This window comes from Rothia sp. HSID18067, assembly GCF_003989445.1.
Taxonomy (GTDB): Bacteria; Actinomycetota; Actinomycetes; order Actinomycetales; family Micrococcaceae; genus Rothia; species Rothia aeria.
Map to the genome: position 1 here is coordinate 250501 of NZ_RBMF01000003.1, position 16546 is coordinate 267046.

Here is a 16546-nt window from a genome sequence, read left to right on the forward strand (position 1 = left end):
CCTTTCTTTCTATTTCTAGTCATAAAAAGATTATTTATCCTCAATAATAGAAATATACTCACTAGGAATTGGCTCAGAAAGCCATATATCTTCATTCCCAATATAAAATTTTACACCATTTTCCCAAGCAGACTGGGCAGCAACTTCTAAAATGATAGCTCTGTCATCTCTTCTCAAAGCTACCTGCTTTGCTGTACTCACATCAGAAGACAAATGAACATACTGCCTTTCTTTTGGAATTAGCCCAGTTTGTAAAATCTGATTTAAAAATCTTTGAACTGTTCCATGGTATAAAACTTTCGGTGGTTTATTGGCTGTTTTAGATAATTTGTCTTTTATTGAATGTCCATAAAAAGCCCTAATCTTTTCACCTTTTATTTCATGACGCTTTTTGTCAGATAGTTCTATCATTGTTTCAAGGTCATCTCTTGTAAGTCCTTTCCATAAAGGAGTTTCTGATAATTTATGTATTAAATCATCAACTGAACACCACCCCTCCGAGTCCAGCTTTATACCATATTTATCTGGATTATGTCTTAATATATAGGATACTTCTCTACTAAGTTTTGTATAATCAAACAAGCCTTTCCACCTCAAAACTATCAGCAATTATTTGAAAGAAACCTGAGCCGTCTAGGTAAAAAGCATAATGATTAGGAGACCAAAACGCATAGTCCCTTTCATTTGTTTCTTTTAACTCCGCTAATCTTTTAGAATTTTCAATTTTAATGACTGTATCATAAGAACCCTCTGTTATTCCAAATTTTGAGGATGTCCGAGTAAATTCCAAGACTGATTGAAATTTTAGTAGAACTTCACTAAATTGTTCCTCATCATCATAACCTGAAATCCGAATTGCAACCTCCAAACCTGTTATTTGAATTTCAGGCTCTTTTTCTAAATTTGAAGAAAACATAGGTAAAACATATTCTGTTTTGTATGTCATATTTATTATCCTTTTCTGTTACTTGGTCTAACTTCTTTAATACCTTCTGAAGTGAGTTTGTTTCTTTGTAGTTGTCCGTCAAGCAAAGTCTCGTGTAACTTTTCTCCCGTCCTATCAATCGTATGCCAATCACTCCTAGGAATACCTGATTGAGTTAAAGCCTGTGATGTACGAGTATTCAATATCAAAGTATTTCCATCACGATTGATATATTCAACCGGTAAGTCTTTAATATCTATTTTACCCGATTTTATTGCATCAACTAAATCATCAATTGTTTTTATAGGTTCCCCTGCTAATTCAGAATATATTTTCTGTCCTTCTTGACTGAACGAGTGACCATATGTCTTTTGTGCATAATTTGCATCTTCCGACATTCCTATACCAGCCTTAGTTGCTTCGGTATCCACCTCTTCTGGCTTCTGCACCTTCTTGCCGGCATCAGGAGTGACTTCGGGTTGTCCGACTTTGGGGAGGTCGGGCTCTTGCGCCTTGACCTTCGGAACGGCACTAGCACTAGCTGCCGCAGCGTCAATGTCCGGTTTGACCTTGGTTTCCATTTCTGGCTTAACCTTGGTCGGATTGACTTCGGCTGGGCGAGTCACTTCAATGTCTGGCTTCTTGGTCACATCCACTTCTTTTGGACGACTGTTTGGTGACGCCACCTCGCTCGGACGAGCTTGGCTGACCTCCGGTTTCACCGTCTTGCCTGTATCAATCTCGCTCGGCTTGCTGTTGGTCTTATCCACCGCTGGACGGCTTGGATTGTCAATCTCGGGTTTCGCCGTTTTAGTGGTATCAATTTCTGGCTTCTTACTTGGACCAGTTATCTCTGGACTGCTTGCACGGTCAATCTCAGGCTTGCTTGTCTTCGTCACATCAAGCTCTGGCTTCTTGCTTGGACTTGGTATTTCTTGATGTTGGGGCGTCTGAATCTCTGGTTTTGGCTTCTTGCCTGTACCAAGCGTAGACGGATCCACATCTGTGTCCGCATGGGTCTTCAAGCCTGCATTGCCCGCTGGCAGATCCACACCTTTCCCACTACTTGGCAAGTCCACATCAGCTCCACTGCCACCCTTGCCAAATCTTGCTCGGGCTTTATTGCCTAAGACATTCGAGACATGACCAATCGCACGCCCTATTCCAAATTGGAGTGCTGCGCCCAAGGGGTCATCCTGCATTGCAGACACCGTATGGACGACGTCATTGGCATCATCGGCATAATTGACAACCTTGCCTACCGTCTGTACCGTCGTAGAGGCGGCTTTCCCTGTCTTGGCAAGCACGCTGGCATAGGTCGCAAAGCCACCGGTCGCTGCCGTCAAGACTGCGTCCACACCTGCCCAGATACGCTCCCCGTCAGTCAGCCGTTTCCCCGAAATGGTCTCCCCGCTAACCGCCTGATAACCGCTATCTGCCACCAGGTAAGCTGTCCCTGCTCCGATAAGGATAGGAGCGAGTGTGCCTCCGCTCAGGACACTCCCCGCGATAATGGCACCCACTGCTATCAATTTCAACCCACTGCAACCAGCCCTTGTTGTTCTCCTTCCAAGTCGAGCGCGCCCGCTCATACTCGCCGACTTGCGTCGGAAACATGGCTTCCATGAGTTGTTGGTCGCTCAAACCCTTGAGCTTTTCGTACTTCTCATGGTCTTCTTTCTCAATCTTCGCCAAGCCTTCTTTTGCCAGCTTGAGTTTGGCATCGTAGAGTTCCTTGGCGGCGGGTATCGGGGTCTTGTCGCTATTGACAATATCTGAAATACTGTAGTGCTCCGTGGTGGTGTAAGTATGTGAACTAATTGGGCAAAACTGGAATGAGAAGCCAAACGGCGTAAAGAGAGAAATCGCCCCACTTATGAGTAAGTGGAGCGTCTTTTTTATTCTGTTTCCGTTTCTACCTTTTTCGCTTCTTTCTTATCTTTGCCCTTGCGGCGTGCCAAGACATCGGCGTAGTACTTGCGGCTGTTGTTGAGGACAGATAAGGTCTTTTGGTAAATAGCGTCTTCTTTCAACTGAGCTAGAATAGCTACATAGTCGCTTAGTTGTTGGTAAGGAACTGCCAAGTCCTTGCGCAGTTGCTTGGTGTCAAAGCTGACTTTAGCGAGATTTTCTTGTGAGCGGTCAGAGAAGACCTTTTCAAAAGCCGCTTGGCTTTCGGTCAAGTTATTCATAAAGCGCCCAATCCCCAAAGTCTCAATAGCGGATTGGCATTCAGCTTTTCTGAGTTTTTCTAGTAGACTGTTTAACAGCGCGCTTTCTTCTTCATAGGAAACCTTGGTCGCTTTCTTGTACTGGTCGAAAAGCAAGTCTAAAGTCTTATAAGCTGCCTTTTCGTTTTCGCGGCGACTATTGCGATAGGGTTTAATTGCTTCGCGTAGCGCTTGGAAATCTTCATCCCGCAACTGGTCGGCTTCGGTAATCGTGCTGGACTTTTCACTCACCCGAACTTGTCCTAGCGATGCTTGATAAGCAGGCAAATTAGTCTTTAGCTGCCCCAGCAAGTTAGACAAGATTTCTTCTTTCTTGACATCCAAGTTTTCCTTTTCGACATCGTCTAAGAAACGCGCGATAAACTGAGAAAACTCGGCATAGCGTAAACTGCTCGTTTGCAGATTTAATAATGTTTGTTTTGCTGGCATATATCCACCTTTTCTTTTTCATTTTTATCCGATCCCCCTCGGATATGGTCATTACTTTTGAAAAGAGCTTGTCCGACCCTCTGACAGAGTAAACTGGAACAGATTTGCCTCATCTGAGCCTCGGATTGTGCGAATGAGAACAAGGGCAAACAATCTGAGGCTCTGACGGAGTCAATCAGAACTCGGGCACTCTTTCCGAGGGTCAGATTGTCTGAATGAGAACAAATCCACACAATCAGAGGGTTGGTGTGTGCGAATGAGAACACGGACAAACAATCTGAGCCTCTGACGAAGTAAACCAAAACTAGTCGACCCCGTCCGAGGGTCGGACAGAGTAAGCAAGTATGAGATAAAAGCAAATCATGCCTCTCCCAATCTCCCTCAACACTTACTCTTCCCAAAAGTAATAAAATTAGTATAGCATAATATGAAAAGATATCAAGGTAAATTGTATTGAATAACAAAAATACCCCAAATGTTATACTTTTCTTGATTAACATTTAGGGTACCAACAAATTATACTCTCTGTTTTAAAAATCTAATCCAATTATAATCCATTCGTCTACCAAAGCCCAAAAGTCAGACTGCCTTTTAGGAAGTTCTCTTGACGACCATAAATAGGTGTTTCCATTTTCGATGTCTAAAACAACGTATTCCCCCATACCGTTACTGAAAAAATTATAAAGTGGGATTAAATCTATGTCTAACTGTTGCAAATATTCCCAGTCATAATCTGCCATAGAGTTCACATTTTTAAGGTTATCAATCCCCATGCTTTTACTTGTATAATCATAAAAACCGTTGTGGATATGAGTATAGAAATCTGCTATTGATTGTTTTATAGTTGGTGCGTTTTCTCCAAACTTTTGTTTCAGCACCTCAACTGTAACGGGTTGCTTCCCTTCATAATAGATTTCTTCTCCTGTTTGGTAAGTCAAAATCGCATACAAAAGCGAATATTCGCCGTCTAAACAAATCAAGTCTATATTTTTTAAATAATCGCCTAAATAAGAAATTGTGTTTCGCAAATCAGAAGAAGAATATTCTTTCCACACTGAAAGAATTTTTTCTTTTCTTTCTTCCAAACTATCTAACAAAAGTGCTTCTTTCCAAAAATTTGGAATTGGAGCCTCTACAATTTGGCTTTCATCCGTCACAATTTCTACACTTGAACTAGATAAACTATATTCGTTTAAAAAATCTATTTTATTAGTCACTTCTGTTATCCTCCATTTCCTTCTTAATTAAAAAGTACTTCGATATACACACAACACAGAATATTCTCGACGAGTGGGGGTACCACTGGCTTAGAGGAAACCCAACTGGAAATGATGCTGCACGGGTGAAGGTTAGAGAGCAGATAGGTAAATCTGTGTTCGTGTTAGAAGGTTACCCCATCTCCTCAATACATGGATACCCCGATAAGAACGACCTTCATATACATGCAGCAATGGTGAAGCACAATATTGACTACTTAGTCACCAACGACAAAGCTCTCCTGGATTACTGGGAAACGAGCGAAAATACCGACGAACCCTTACCCTATGTAACTATCAGCACTGACGACCTTCTGATGGATTTTGTGGAACCGCATCTCGGTAGGTCAACTCAAGAATCCCTCACATTGTCGTCTACAGACCTCGCAGAAATATATTTATTCCAAGAAAGATATTTCATTAAGAAATATGGTGAAGCAGACTTATGCGGGGCACTTGAAAGAGCTGAAGCTCCTCGTTTTGCTGCTTACTTACGGCGTCATATGCTTCCCCGGCTACCATAAGTATTTAATCCTTCACCACGCACTCATATAGTGCACGGTTTCGGTTGTTTTGTAAGGATGGGAGCATTACAAAAATGCCAAAACCATGCACTATGTTGTGCCGTCATTGCCGCCGCCTGCGCCGTCCCGCTATGCAGCAGTCCGGTTATAGACCCTGTAACCGGTAGAAGCCTTCCACCGCGCGGGTCAGGTACGCCATGTCGTGAACGTGGCACATTTCGCGCGCCGAATGCATCGACAGCAGGCCCACGCCCACATCCACGGTACGCATCCCCAACCGGGTGGCGGTGATAGGCCCGATGGTGGAACCGCACGGCATATTATTATTCGACACGAACTCCTGATACGGCACCCGTGCCGCCTTACATGCCGCCGCGAAAATACCGGCGCCCACCGAGTCTGTGGCGTACCGCTGGTTCGCGTTAATCTTCAGCAGCGGCCCGGCACCGGGAACCGGCTGCACCACCGGGTCGTGGTGGCCCTGATAGTTCGGGTGCAGCAGGTGCCCCGCATCCGCCGACAGGCACACCGAGGAGGCGACAGAACGGCGGTACTGCTCCGTGTTCTCGCCGCGTGCCGCCGACAGCCTCACCAGCACATCTTCCAGGAACGGGCCAGCCGCGCCGCTGCGGGTTTCCGAGCCAACCTCCTCATGGTCGAACCCGGCGAGCATCACGGTGTGGGATGCGTGCTCGTCGGCATTATCGGCCACATACCGCTCCAGCGCGCACAGCCCCGCGTGCACCGACGACAGGTTATCCAGCCGGCCGGAGGCAAAAAACTCGCCGTGCTGCCCAAACCGGCGCCCCGGCTGAGAATCGGCGGTCAGCAGGTCGTAGCCGACCACGGTGGCGGGGTCAACGTCGCCGCCCTCATCGACCGTGTGCCGCCCCAAGTATGCGAGCACATCGTTCTGCCCCGGATCAATACCCCAAATCGGGTACAGGTTGAACTGTTTATCAAGAACCAGTTCGTTCCGTTTATGGTCCAGGTGCGGGGCCAGCTGAGGGATGCGCGCCAGCGGCGGCGTGCACACGTACCGGTCACGCAGGGTGCCGCCCTCGTGCACCGTCAGCCGCCCCGCCAAACGCAGCTCCCTGTCAAGGTACGAGTTCAGCAGCCCCCCACCATAGTTCTCAACACCGATCTGGTGCCAGCCTTTAACCGTGAGCGAAGATTTCGGTTTAACTTTCAGCGCGGGCGAATCGGTGTGTGCACCCAGCACCCGGTAGCCGCTCGCCGCAGACGCCTGACGCCCGCCCGCCCACGCAATAATCGCGCCGTCACGCACCACAAAATGGCGCCCCGTCGCGGCGGAGTCGGGCCACGTCTCAGACTCGGTCAGTTCGGTAAACCCGGCCCCCTGCAGGCGCCGCGCCACGGTGCGCGCCGCCAAGTAAGAAACCGGCGAGTCCTCAACGAACTGTGCTAGGTCTTCGATGTTTTTCACTGCGTCTACACTCATGTTTTAAGCCTACCTTCACGCGAGAGTTTTGGGGTACTAAAAAGCCTCTTCACGTGAGGTAAAAGCAAGAAATGCTGCTTTACCCCGCGTGAAGAGACTCAGACCGAAACACCAGATGATGCATGCGGTGCGCCCGTGTGGGTTCTCAGCCCGCACCAGCACACCGCACCGTGAGCTTTTTTGGGAGGTTACTTCCCCTGCTGCTTCGGCTGTTCCGGCGACTGGGGTGAGTGCCCCTGAGAGGCCTGGGCAGGCGAGAACTGCACGGGCGCGTGGCTCTGCTTCGGATCCTGCACAGTGAACGTGGCAGTGCGCAGGTAGCCGCGGTAGTGCGTGAACCAGCAGATGGCCGCCGTGTAGAGAACCTCGGTGGCGAGCACCATCGCGAAATCGGTGGGAGTGCCGCTGCTCTGCATCTGAAGCGGGTCCGTGTTCGCGAATATACCCATCGCCATCGTTGTTATATTATTCATCACATGCATGCCAATAGCTGCCTCTAAGCCGCCCGTGTACCAGCAGAGGAACCCCGCGAGTACCGCCATAACCACTATTGAGGCTTGCCCCCACGGGTCGTAGTCGTGGGCAAGCATGAAGAGGGGGGCTGGAAGCAGAATCGCCCACGCCGGGTTCTTGAGCCACCGGCCGATGGTCTGCATCAGGTAGCCGCGGAATACCAGTTCCTCCGCGTAGCACTGCAATGGCACCAGAACAAGAAGCAACACCATGTTCAGCCAGAAGGCAACCTCATGCGGTTGCTTGTGGTGGAAACCGATGGATGAGAAGCCGTCCAGCATCAGCGTCAGCAGGGTGTACAGCCCATAGCAGAAGGCACCAACCACCAGCGCCGTCAGCAGAAGCGACCAGCGGACCCGGCGCTGCACCGAGTGCACCAGGCCCCATGGACGGGGACCGAAAATCAGGCGTGCAACACGTATGGCGGGGAACATAAGAGCAACTGAACCGAATACGAAGAACATAGCCAGCGGATCATTCAGCACATCGTCCCTTATGTAGGTTCCGAAGTCAGTTGTTTTATCGGCACGGATGATCAGTGGGATGCTCATCATCACCACGGTAAACAGAGTAATCAGAACCACGTAGACTACCAGAGCCACCAGGCCCTCCAGCAGGGGCGTGAACCAGCGGGAACGGCCGTCGGCAAAGGCCAACCGGTGATACGGCAGGGTACGCTCGACAGAGGCCGACATATCGGAGGTGAGGCTGGGGTCGAGGTTATATACGGGCACCGCATACGAGCCGTGCGCCGGTGGGTTCTCGGGGTTCTTAGAGACCTGCTTAATAGCGTCCGTTAGCGGCGGCAGGGCAAGCAGCTGCGACACCGGCCGAGGATCATCCCCGGGGCTGACGGGGGCTGCTTGGAGGGGGCCCTGCTCACTGCCCGAATCCGAGGCGGTGCTCTCGGCGCGTTGAGCAGCGGTGTTGGAGCTGCTCCAGGGCACATCAGTAACCCCTGAGGTGGTCTCAGGGGCTGGGGAAGTAGTGGATGATTTAGGTGATTTTTGCCTCGTATCCTGCGGCCTCTGTTGGTTTGTGCCTGCGTGGTGGTTGTGCTCGGGGTGCCGTTTGGGCTCCGACGAATTAGTGCTCATAATCTATGCCGCTCCTGCAACTTTTCGATGCTCACGCAACGTTGCGCCGTGGGGTTGTCTAAGTGACTGTTACAGGGTATTTTAGCGGTAAATATGACATAATTCTATGGTTACCGTATTTCTCTTGTTTAGATTGTGCGCGCCATCGCTTCCGGGTATGGGGGTGGCGCGGGCAGAAGGAAGGCTTCTCATGGCACTGATTTTTAATCCGCCGCCGAATTGGCCCAAACCCCCCAAAGGCTGGAAACCCACCCCCACTTGGCGCCCCGACCCCGCGTGGGGCCCGGTCCCGGCCGGGTGGCAGCTGTGGATTGAGGAGCCCACCGATTCCGCCGATTTCAACGATGAAGGCACGGCGTATGAGGAGCCCATGGATGAGCTTCCGGCACACGTTGGCGACGACTACACTCTAGCGGGTGACGACTCGGTTATTGCCCCCACCCCACAGGAACACGCGCAGCATAGTCCCGCAGCTCCCGCCACCGGCAGTTTTCCTATACAGGAGCAGGCGGGCACAGAGCGAACCGTCGATACCGCTGTATCTCATAACGCACCCGCACATTCCGCCCTCGAACACGACACGGTGACCGCGGAGAACAGTAACGGTACTGAACAGGGGCAAGAGCAGAAGCCGCGCACCACCTCTTTTGACCCGCTTAATGATGACTTTAGGATGGCGCAGGCCACCTCGCACCCCTCCCGTGCGGCTCATGCGGCACACTACGAGGCTGAGCGCGCCCGCCTGCAGCCAAACGGCCCGGCGAACACCACCGAGCCGCAGCCTGGCGGACACCCGCAGGTAGTGGAAGGGCAGTCAAACGGTTTTAACGGTGGGCAGGCTGTGGCGGGTATGCCCGAGAACATGCCCCAGCCGACTTCCCGCCGGGCCGCCCGCGAGCAGTTCATGGCTCAGCAGGCGGCGCAGGAGGCCGCCGAGCGCGCAGCCGCCCAGCAGGCTGAGCAGAACACAGCTGATGCCAAGGACGAGCAGGCTAGCGCCGCTTCGGCAGCGCACACCCAGCCAGCTAGTGAGTCCACGAGCGGGCCGCAGGTGGCCGAGATCGCCGAGGACACGCCCCGGCACGCCCAGCCTGTTAGCGGCGAGCCTACCCTGCCAGAGCCCGCAGATTTTCAGCGTGAGAGCACTGCCGACTCCCCCGCCGCAGATGAGCTGGCGGAGTCTCAGGTAACCGCTGACGTTGAAGCGCACCGGGAAGCTGACACTCCCCCCAGCATCCCCGTTGGTGATGCAATAAAGAGCGAACTGCAGAAGGATGAGCCCGCTCAGGCTACTCCCGCAGCGGGTGCGGACGAGCAGGAGGGCACCCATGCCGGTTCGCCCGAGTCGGTCGCCGCTGCCCCTGCATCACTCCCCGAGACCGAGGAAAACCAAACGGATACGGTTGATTCTGGTGATTCCCGGGCTGCGCGGCGTGCTACATGGGACGAAGAGTACGCGCACTCCTCCACCGAAAAAGGTGCCGCTGAGCAGGTTTCCGCTGAACACATTTCTTCTGAGCAAACCTCCCCCGAGCAAGATGCCCCCGCCGCCGAGACCCGCACCGGTGCCACCACAGCCGAAGAGCTGGAGCAGCCCGAACCTGTGAAGAACGCTCTGCGCCGGTTCGCGCAGGTGCGTGAGGCGCAGGAGATAAGTGCATCAAACGAGGGTGCACCCGGTGAGCACATCAGTATTGAGGTGAACGAAAACCTCGACACCCAGGGGCTCATTAAGATTCAGCCAAAGAAGAAACAGCCCAAAGACGACGCGAAGCCCGCACAGAACACCCAGGGTGCCGCTGAGAGCACCGCGCCAGCAGCTGAAGAAACCGACGGTGCGGCACAGCACGCCGCAAAACACGCCGCCACGAGCCCCGCCGCCGATAAGGTTCAGAAAGAACAGGCAGACACGGGCGAGCGGCAGCAGCGGCAGGGGCCCACCCTCAGCGGTGCGGGCGCCGACGATATAATGCCTCTGCCCACCCCGCCTGAAGGTATTGCGGTGCAGGAGCAGGAGCCGGATGCGGCAACCCGCACCTCCGCCGATGACATTATGGGCGGTGACGAGCCTCACAAGCGCCGCCGCAGGGCAGCCGAGGCGGCTGAGGACGATAACGCCCAACCGTTCGTGTATGAGGGTGAGCGGATGCTCGGCGCGAGCGTTGAGGCACCGGACATTACCACCGCCTCGTCGGTGGATACCGCAGCGAATATTCCCGCAGACGCGGCAACTATTGCGCTTTCTCCCCTCGACGATGATGAGCCGTTCGAGCCGAAGGAAACACCCTCGGTCCAGGATGCTGAAAGTACCGCGTCTGAGGATGAGGATGCGCTGCCTTCGCCGGTGAACTCGCCCCTGATTGAGTTCCACGACACCTCCGCCGCGGCCCAGCACACCACCCAGGATGATGAGGTCCGCACCGAGGGTGAGGAGCCCTCCACCGAGCAGCCGTCCCAGGTAAAGCTGCGGCACGCCGCGAAAGATACCGCAGAAGAGGCTGAGGATGCGCCCCACGAGTCCCGCCGCGCTGAGGAATACAGCGTTAAAGATCACAGCGTTGAGGCACACGGTACCGAAAACACCGGCACCGAAACCGATGGTGCCCAAGAGTATGGTGCCCAGGAGTATGGCGTCGAGGCTCGTGACGCTAAAGCTCACGATGCTGGGAAACACCAGCAGGAGGCCGTGTCCCACACCCCCGAACCTGAACCGGAACCCCAGCAGGAGCCTTACGGGCTAACTGACGCTGCGCAGCAGGCATCGGGCGCGGATGAGGCCGCTAAACCGGCCTCTATTCTGCCCGCAGCGACCTTCCCCGAGGGTACCGGTGCGGCACAGTCGCATGTGGCAGCTAGCGAAACCGGCAAGCAGTCATACACGGCGGACCCTTCGGGGTACGGGCTCTCAGAAGAACCCACCAACCAGCCCACGGCACCGGCTGCTGCACCCGCAGCATCCGCTGGGGCAGGTTCCGATCAGGCCCCTGATGCCGCAGCACCGGCTGTTCCTCCGATCCTGCCGGAGCCGATTAACCCCGAGCTGGCGGATCACACCTCGCAGATTCCGCTGCCAAACCAGCAGAGTGCCGCTCCCGTGAATTCCGCGAACCAGGGCGGCGCACCAGCGCAGGGCGCCTCGTACGGCACCGACCCCGGCGCGGTGCAGTCCCCCGGCTACGGGCAGGATGGTGCGCAGAACTACGGCCAGGATTACGGTGTCTCCGGCTACGGGTATGACCCGCAAAGCCAACCCGGCGCCCAGCCGGAGAACCCGCAGGCGGGGCAGGCCCAGGCAGGCCAGCAGCCCCCAGCCGATCAGTCCCAGCCGAGCCAGACGCAAGGTACCGGACTGACAGCCCGCGACGTGCAGGCCACCCCGGCTGACGGTACGCAGGGCAACGCCAGCGGCCCGGTCGCGAACGCGCCAGCACCCGGCACCGTGACCCCCGCATCGTTCGCGGCTGAGAACGCCCGAAACACCCAGAATAACGCGCAGTTTAACCCCGCAAACGCTGCAGCACCTGCGGCGGCAGCGGCTGGTGGCGCGGCAGCCAAGAAAGCCTCCGGAGGGGCAGCCGGGGCCGTAAATACGCTGCGAGAAAAACTCACCGCAAATAACGGGAACCAGAACTTCTTCTCCACCCCGCTGGGCTTGGCGAGTATCGCGGGCGTTATTCTGCTGGTGGTGCTGCTGATCCTGGCGCTGGTGCTGTTCATACCGCGCGGTAGCGACAATACGAACAACGCGGAGCCTGCCGCAAGCAGTTCCAGCAGCTCCTCGTCCGCGAGCAGCAGCTCATCCTCCGATTCGGATGACTCCACCGAGCTGAAGAAGCCCTCGGGCGACTTCAAGGAGTACACGGGTGAGGGTAAGAAGACCATCGACATCGAAAAGCCCAACGGCAACGACTCGAAGGCGCTGGTCTACTACGAGTTCACTCCCGCGTCCGTGCCCGCAAACGAGAATAACCGGGGTGTGCTGAACGTGGCGGGTAAAACCGACAAAGACCAGTCCAGCGGTTTTGAGGTGCGTGATTCCGGCAGCGTGAGCTCCACGATCACCGGCTCCGCCTGGATGGACACCACCAGCAAAACCACCCGCAAGCTGCAGATTGAGGGCGAAGGCAAATGGACGGTGCGCGTGTACGATGCCTCCTCCGCACCGAAATACGGCAAAGGTGAGAGCATTGAGGGCCGAGCACGTAACTACGCCTTCACCTACACCGGCGGCACCAGCTCGTTTGAGGTGAACAGCGAAAGCACCGACAATAACGGCTACTACCACTTCAGGCTAGATGCGGTCGGTAAAGGCTCGGTGATTGGCACCAGCATGGCTTCGTCGAAGAGCACCACCGAGTGGGAAGACAGCAGCAGCGAAGTGTACATGTTCGTTGAGGCGCCCTACGCCCGGTGGCGCATGAACACCAAGTAGCCCGCACCCGGTCGCCTCACCGGAAGGTGCCCCCTGATTGCTAAGGCCCGTCGTGATGCACGACGGGCCTTAGCTGTGCCCTCTTGGGCGCGGGCGTGTGGAGGGCTACGGTGCGGGGCGTTCGGGCGCACGGAACCGGCCCGAGTCCACCCGCGCATCAACTGCTGCCCGGTGCGCCCAATAGGTGAGGAACACCAACACCACCACCAGGTACATGGCGGCGTACGGGGCTGAACTGGCCACCAGCCCGGCGCCGCCCTGCGGCAGGTAGATCATCTCGTGCGAAGAGTACTTCGGGGAGAACAGCACCGCCAGCCAGAACGGGGAAATATACATGCCCACCAGTGCGATCACGCTCGCGAACGCACTCAGCACGTACACTACCGGGCGTGCCGCAGGCATAATAAGCGGGAAAATCTCCAGGCACAACGCAACCAGCAGAACCGGGTACCAGGTGTTGTGGTGCGACCAGCTAATCGGGGAGATCTGGAGCATTAAAAACGCGTTCAACGCCACCTGGGAAAACACCATGTTCGCGCGGATGAACAGGCGCATCAGGGCGGCGGTGGCCACCAGCAGGAATAGGGACAGCGCCACCACCAGCACCGTGGCGATAGGCTCAGGCACGCCCTGGTGCGCGAAGATACCGGTCAGAGACACGTTATCGTAGAACGCGGTCACCCCAATGCGGGAGGTGTTACGCACCGCCACACCCCAGTAGTAGGCGGCCTCACCCGGCACCGCCAAAAAACCGAGGGCGATGGTGCCCACAAAGCCGCCCGCCACGGAGGCAACACCGCGCCAGTCTTTGCGCATCAGCAGGATAAGCCCAAACGCGAGCGGGGTGAGCTTAATACCGCCAGCGATACCGATCAGCACCCCGCGGGGGATGCGCGTGGCCGGGCGCAGGAAGTCAGCCAGCACCAGCAGCAGGATGACCGCGTTAATCTGCCCAAAGTGGGTGGTTAGCCGCCACGGTCCGCTCGCCCAGATCAGCAGCGCCAGCGTTGAGGCGCACCCGGCGGTTCCCAGGTGTTCGTACAGGGGGATGCGCACCCCGCGCCCGCTCACGTACCTGGTGATGACCCACCCCAGCCACCAGGCGATACCGGCGGTGATGAGCATCATCAGGGCCATCCCGACTTCTTTGGGCATGAGCGCGAACGGCACAAAGAGCAGCGCGGCGAACGGCGGGTAGGTGAACGGGTAGTTGTCGAGGCTCACCTCGTACAGCCCGGGCCCGCCGGGCCCATCAGTGATGGTTTCGGCCCCTAGACGGTATATGTACAGGTCGTTGCCGCCGTCATTAATGACGTACTGCACCATGTAGATGACCGTGAGCACAAACAGGGCATGCGGAATAAGCGCTGCGGGGTGTTTTTTCAACGGCTACCCCTTTTTGGCCTCGGGTGCCGCGCCGGGGGGCGGGGCGATAAACAGGTCGTCTTCGTCTGCGGTGCGCACGGCGGGTGTTAGGGCCGCCACCGCCCAGGTGATCATGACCAGGTACAGGCACAGGATCGGCACGGTGGAGAACAGCAGGGCGTGCTGGTAGATATTGTCGAGGTCGCTGAAGCTGCCCCACAGGGAGGCGCCCAGCCACATGGGCGAAATGTACAGGCCAATGAGGGCCACCCAGGTGAGGATGCGCGCCGCCCGGTTGGCCCAGGCGGGCAGGTGCGCGTAGAACCGGGGGAACGCATCAACGATGAGCGCCATGAGGATCAGGGGGAACATGACGTTGTGGTGCGACCAGCTGATGGGTGAGATGCTGACCATCAGGAACCCGCCAACCGCCACCTGCGAGAGTACAAGTTTACGGCGATTCAGCTGGTGCAGCAGCGCGGCGAAGAGGACGATGGTGGCGAGCACCAGCCCGTAGTATGCGGGCTTCAGCAGCGGGTCACGCAGCCCCAGGTGCATGAGCCAGCCCTGAATGGAGATATTGTCAAGGAAGTTAATGTTGCCCACGCGGGAGGGGTCCGAGACGGCGCTTGTCCAGAAGGTGAGGGCCTCATGGGGCAGGAAGATGAACCCGATAATGACGGTCGCCGCGAAGGAGGCGCCGAGGGTGAAAATACCGCGCCAGTCTTTGCGCATCAGCAGGATAAGCCCGAACGCGAGCGGGGTGAGTTTAATACCGCCAGCGATACCGATCAGCGCCCCGCGGGGGATGCGCTTGGCTGGGCGCAGGAAGTCAGCCAGCACCAGGATGAGGATAATGGGGTTCACCTGCACCAGCGCAAGCCCGCGCCGCCACGGCCCGGAGAGGATGATGATGAAGGTGAGCACGGCAATAGTACCGTATCTGCCGAGCTTGTCCTGGAAGGGGATGTGGTAGCCACGGCTGGTGGCGTAGTCGTAGATGAGGGTGGCCATCCACCAGGCCACACCAATGCTGATGGTGTACATGATGCCCACGCCCACCCCGAACGGCAGGAACGCGAACGGCACAAAGAGCAGCGCCGCGAACGGCGGGTAGGTGAAGGGCAGTTTAAGCGCGCCGTAGTCGAGCAGGTCACGGGCGTAGAGGTCTTTGTGCATGCCTTCGTTGTCGAAGATGGTCATGGCCCCGAGCCGGTAGACGTTAAAGTCCAGGCCACCGGTGAATTCGATGTAGATGAGCCAGCCGACGACGGTCAGGGCGAGTGCCGCGAGCGCTATTTTGCCTGCCACGGTGGTGTTTGGCGTGGGGTTTTGCACGGGTGGCGCTGTGGTCATGGTGGGTCTTTCTGCTCGGGGGTGTTTCGCGTGGTGTCGGTTGTGGCCCGCCGGGCGCGGCGGTTGTGGCTGGTTTTCTGTTGCCTGTTTGTCCCAGTCTATCGTGTGGGCGTGTGGGCGTGGGTGTTCCCCGGTGGTGCGGGGGTCTTGTGGCGGGGCTCTGCCCTGCTGCTGGGCGGGGTGCTGCTGGTTGCGGCGAGGGTGTGTGCAGCGGCGGGGCGGCAGGGGCCTGTTAGTCCGTGTCTGTGGTGGGTTTGTCTGATTTTTTTGTGGTGGCTATGAGGCGGTTGCCGCGGCGTACGGGTGCTTTGCGGTTGAGCCCGGCGCGCATCCCGGTGCGGGTGGTTTTTTGGGAATCGGCAGGTTTTGCCGCAGCGGGTTTTGCGGTGTTGGGGTCGTCGTGGCCGCCCGCTGCGGTGTTGTCCGTGTCTTCCTCGGTGGCGCGGGTCGCCGCGCTGTCGCTGTCTAGTACGGTTTCGTCCGGGTCGTGCTCACCCGCGCTGTCGTGTTCTTGTTCCGCTGCGGGACTGTCAGTTTCGGGGGTGTCGTTGCCGTCGGCGGAAGCCTTGGCGCGTTTGGGGGTATCGGCGATGCGCGCAGCCACCTCAAGCGCGAGCGCGGCCAGGGCCACGTAGTACACGATGATGGAGGGGTATAGTGCGGCGATTTTCTGGCTTGACCCGACGAAGGTGAGGGCCGAAATGACCAGCTCGATCGCCATCACCAGTGTGAGTTTCGCTGATCCTCCGGGGTTTTTGAGCATCAGGTACAGCGCCATGAGGGTGAAGAGGACGGGGAAGAAAATCTGCCCTGCCACCGCCATGGCGTCTTGGTCGTAGGAGTAGATTGTGATCGCCTGCATGATGGCTGCGAGTGCGGCAAAGGGGGCGAGGGACAGGTACTTCATAGGGGCTATTCTACCGTTCCTCTACGTCATGTAGCACAGGTCACCG

General features: G+C 56.2%; 13 protein-coding genes. 3 read left to right on the forward strand and 10 right to left on the reverse strand.

Going from position 1 to position 16546, the window contains the following annotated elements; all coding sequences use genetic code 11:
* Nucleotides 1-30: 30 nt before the first annotated feature.
* Genes D8M23_RS09965 through D8M23_RS11980 form a run of 3 tightly spaced genes read right to left on the reverse strand, consistent with a single transcriptional unit; the run spans nt 31 to nt 2367 of the window.
* Nucleotides 31-582 carry an RNA 2'-phosphotransferase gene (locus D8M23_RS09965; protein ID WP_002924189.1) on the reverse strand — a complete coding sequence of 184 codons (552 nt, stop codon included), beginning with the start codon at nt 580-582 and terminating at the stop codon, nt 31-33.
* A complete protein-coding gene (locus tag D8M23_RS09970; protein WP_023132775.1) occupies nt 575-946 on the reverse strand; it encodes a hypothetical protein in 372 nt (123 codons plus the stop codon). The genes D8M23_RS09965 and D8M23_RS09970 overlap by 8 nt, the downstream gene beginning before the upstream one ends.
* A 5-nt stretch (nt 947-951) precedes the next feature.
* On the reverse strand, nt 952-2367 hold the full coding sequence (locus tag D8M23_RS11980) for a hypothetical protein (RefSeq protein WP_202976137.1): 1416 nt from the start codon (nt 2365-2367) through the stop codon (nt 952-954).
* A 70-nt stretch (nt 2368-2437) separates the two neighbouring features.
* Here D8M23_RS11980 and D8M23_RS11765 point away from each other — a divergent pair, with 70 nt between their 5' ends.
* A complete protein-coding gene (locus tag D8M23_RS11765; protein WP_161971668.1) occupies nt 2438-2704 on the forward strand; it encodes a hypothetical protein in 267 nt (88 codons plus the stop codon).
* 119 nt (nt 2705-2823) lie between these two features.
* On the opposite strand, the gene D8M23_RS09985 is transcribed toward D8M23_RS11765, so the two are convergent.
* Together D8M23_RS09985 and D8M23_RS09995 are read right to left on the reverse strand one after the other, a co-directional pair.
* Nucleotides 2824-3585, reverse strand: coding sequence for a DUF6261 family protein (locus tag D8M23_RS09985; RefSeq protein WP_126854640.1), 762 nt, complete (start codon nt 3583-3585; stop codon nt 2824-2826).
* 530 nt (nt 3586-4115) lie between these two features.
* The gene (locus D8M23_RS09995; protein WP_126854642.1) at nt 4116-4802 is read right to left on the reverse strand and encodes a hypothetical protein; all 687 of its coding nucleotides are present in this window, start codon (nt 4800-4802) and stop codon (nt 4116-4118) included.
* Between the two features lie 233 nt (nt 4803-5035).
* On the opposite strand from D8M23_RS09995, the gene D8M23_RS10000 reads away from it, so the two are divergent.
* On the forward strand, nt 5036-5365 hold the full coding sequence (locus D8M23_RS10000) for a hypothetical protein (RefSeq protein ID WP_126854643.1): 330 nt from the start codon (nt 5036-5038) through the stop codon (nt 5363-5365).
* Between the two features lie 145 nt (nt 5366-5510).
* Here the strand turns inward: D8M23_RS10000 and D8M23_RS10005 are convergent, their stop codons facing one another.
* Together D8M23_RS10005 and D8M23_RS10010 are read right to left on the reverse strand one after the other, a co-directional pair.
* Nucleotides 5511-6830, reverse strand: a complete 1320-nt coding sequence (locus D8M23_RS10005) for a M18 family aminopeptidase (protein WP_094758792.1) — start codon at nt 6828-6830, stop codon at nt 5511-5513.
* 188 nt (nt 6831-7018) lie between these two features.
* Nucleotides 7019-8440, reverse strand: a complete 1422-nt coding sequence (locus tag D8M23_RS10010; protein WP_126854644.1) for a CPBP family intramembrane glutamic endopeptidase — start codon at nt 8438-8440, stop codon at nt 7019-7021.
* Between the two features lie 190 nt (nt 8441-8630).
* On the opposite strand from D8M23_RS10010, the gene D8M23_RS10015 reads away from it, so the two are divergent.
* A complete protein-coding gene (locus D8M23_RS10015; protein ID WP_126854645.1) occupies nt 8631-12872 on the forward strand; it encodes a hypothetical protein in 4242 nt (1413 codons plus the stop codon).
* Nucleotides 12873-12977: 105 nt separating this feature from the next.
* Here the strand turns inward: D8M23_RS10015 and D8M23_RS10020 are convergent, their stop codons facing one another.
* From D8M23_RS10020 to D8M23_RS10030, 3 genes are all read right to left on the reverse strand, one after another.
* Nucleotides 12978-14258: a glycosyltransferase family 87 protein gene (locus tag D8M23_RS10020; protein ID WP_126854646.1), complete on the reverse strand. Its 1281-nt coding sequence runs from the start codon at nt 14256-14258 to the stop codon at nt 12978-12980.
* A 3-nt stretch (nt 14259-14261) separates the two neighbouring features.
* Nucleotides 14262-15593, reverse strand: coding sequence for a glycosyltransferase 87 family protein (locus D8M23_RS10025; protein WP_126854647.1), 1332 nt, complete (start codon nt 15591-15593; stop codon nt 14262-14264).
* Between the two features lie 232 nt (nt 15594-15825).
* Nucleotides 15826-16500, reverse strand: coding sequence for a hypothetical protein (locus D8M23_RS10030; protein ID WP_126854648.1), 675 nt, complete (start codon nt 16498-16500; stop codon nt 15826-15828).
* Nucleotides 16501-16546: the final 46 nt, after the last annotated feature.

Excerpts from the sequence above, each read along its gene's own strand:
- D8M23_RS10015 (WP_126854645.1), top strand. The coding sequence starts at position 8,631 with ATGGCACTGATTTTTAATCCGCCGCCGAATTGGCCCAAACCCCCCAAA.
- D8M23_RS10000 (WP_126854643.1), top strand. The coding sequence starts at position 5,036 with ATGGTGAAGCACAATATTGACTACTTAGTCACCAACGACAAAGCTCTC.
- D8M23_RS10030 (WP_126854648.1), bottom strand. The coding sequence starts at position 16,500 with ATGAAGTACCTGTCCCTCGCCCCCTTTGCCGCACTCGCAGCCATCATG.
- D8M23_RS10005 (WP_094758792.1), bottom strand. The coding sequence starts at position 6,830 with ATGAGTGTAGACGCAGTGAAAAACATCGAAGACCTAGCACAGTTCGTT.
- D8M23_RS11765 (WP_161971668.1), top strand. The coding sequence starts at position 2,438 with ATGGCACCCACTGCTATCAATTTCAACCCACTGCAACCAGCCCTTGTT.
- D8M23_RS09970 (WP_023132775.1), bottom strand. The coding sequence starts at position 946 with ATGACATACAAAACAGAATATGTTTTACCTATGTTTTCTTCAAATTTA.
- D8M23_RS10010 (WP_126854644.1), bottom strand. The coding sequence starts at position 8,440 with ATGAGCACTAATTCGTCGGAGCCCAAACGGCACCCCGAGCACAACCAC.
- D8M23_RS10025 (WP_126854647.1), bottom strand. The coding sequence starts at position 15,593 with ATGACCACAGCGCCACCCGTGCAAAACCCCACGCCAAACACCACCGTG.
- D8M23_RS09985 (WP_126854640.1), bottom strand. The coding sequence starts at position 3,585 with ATGCCAGCAAAACAAACATTATTAAATCTGCAAACGAGCAGTTTACGC.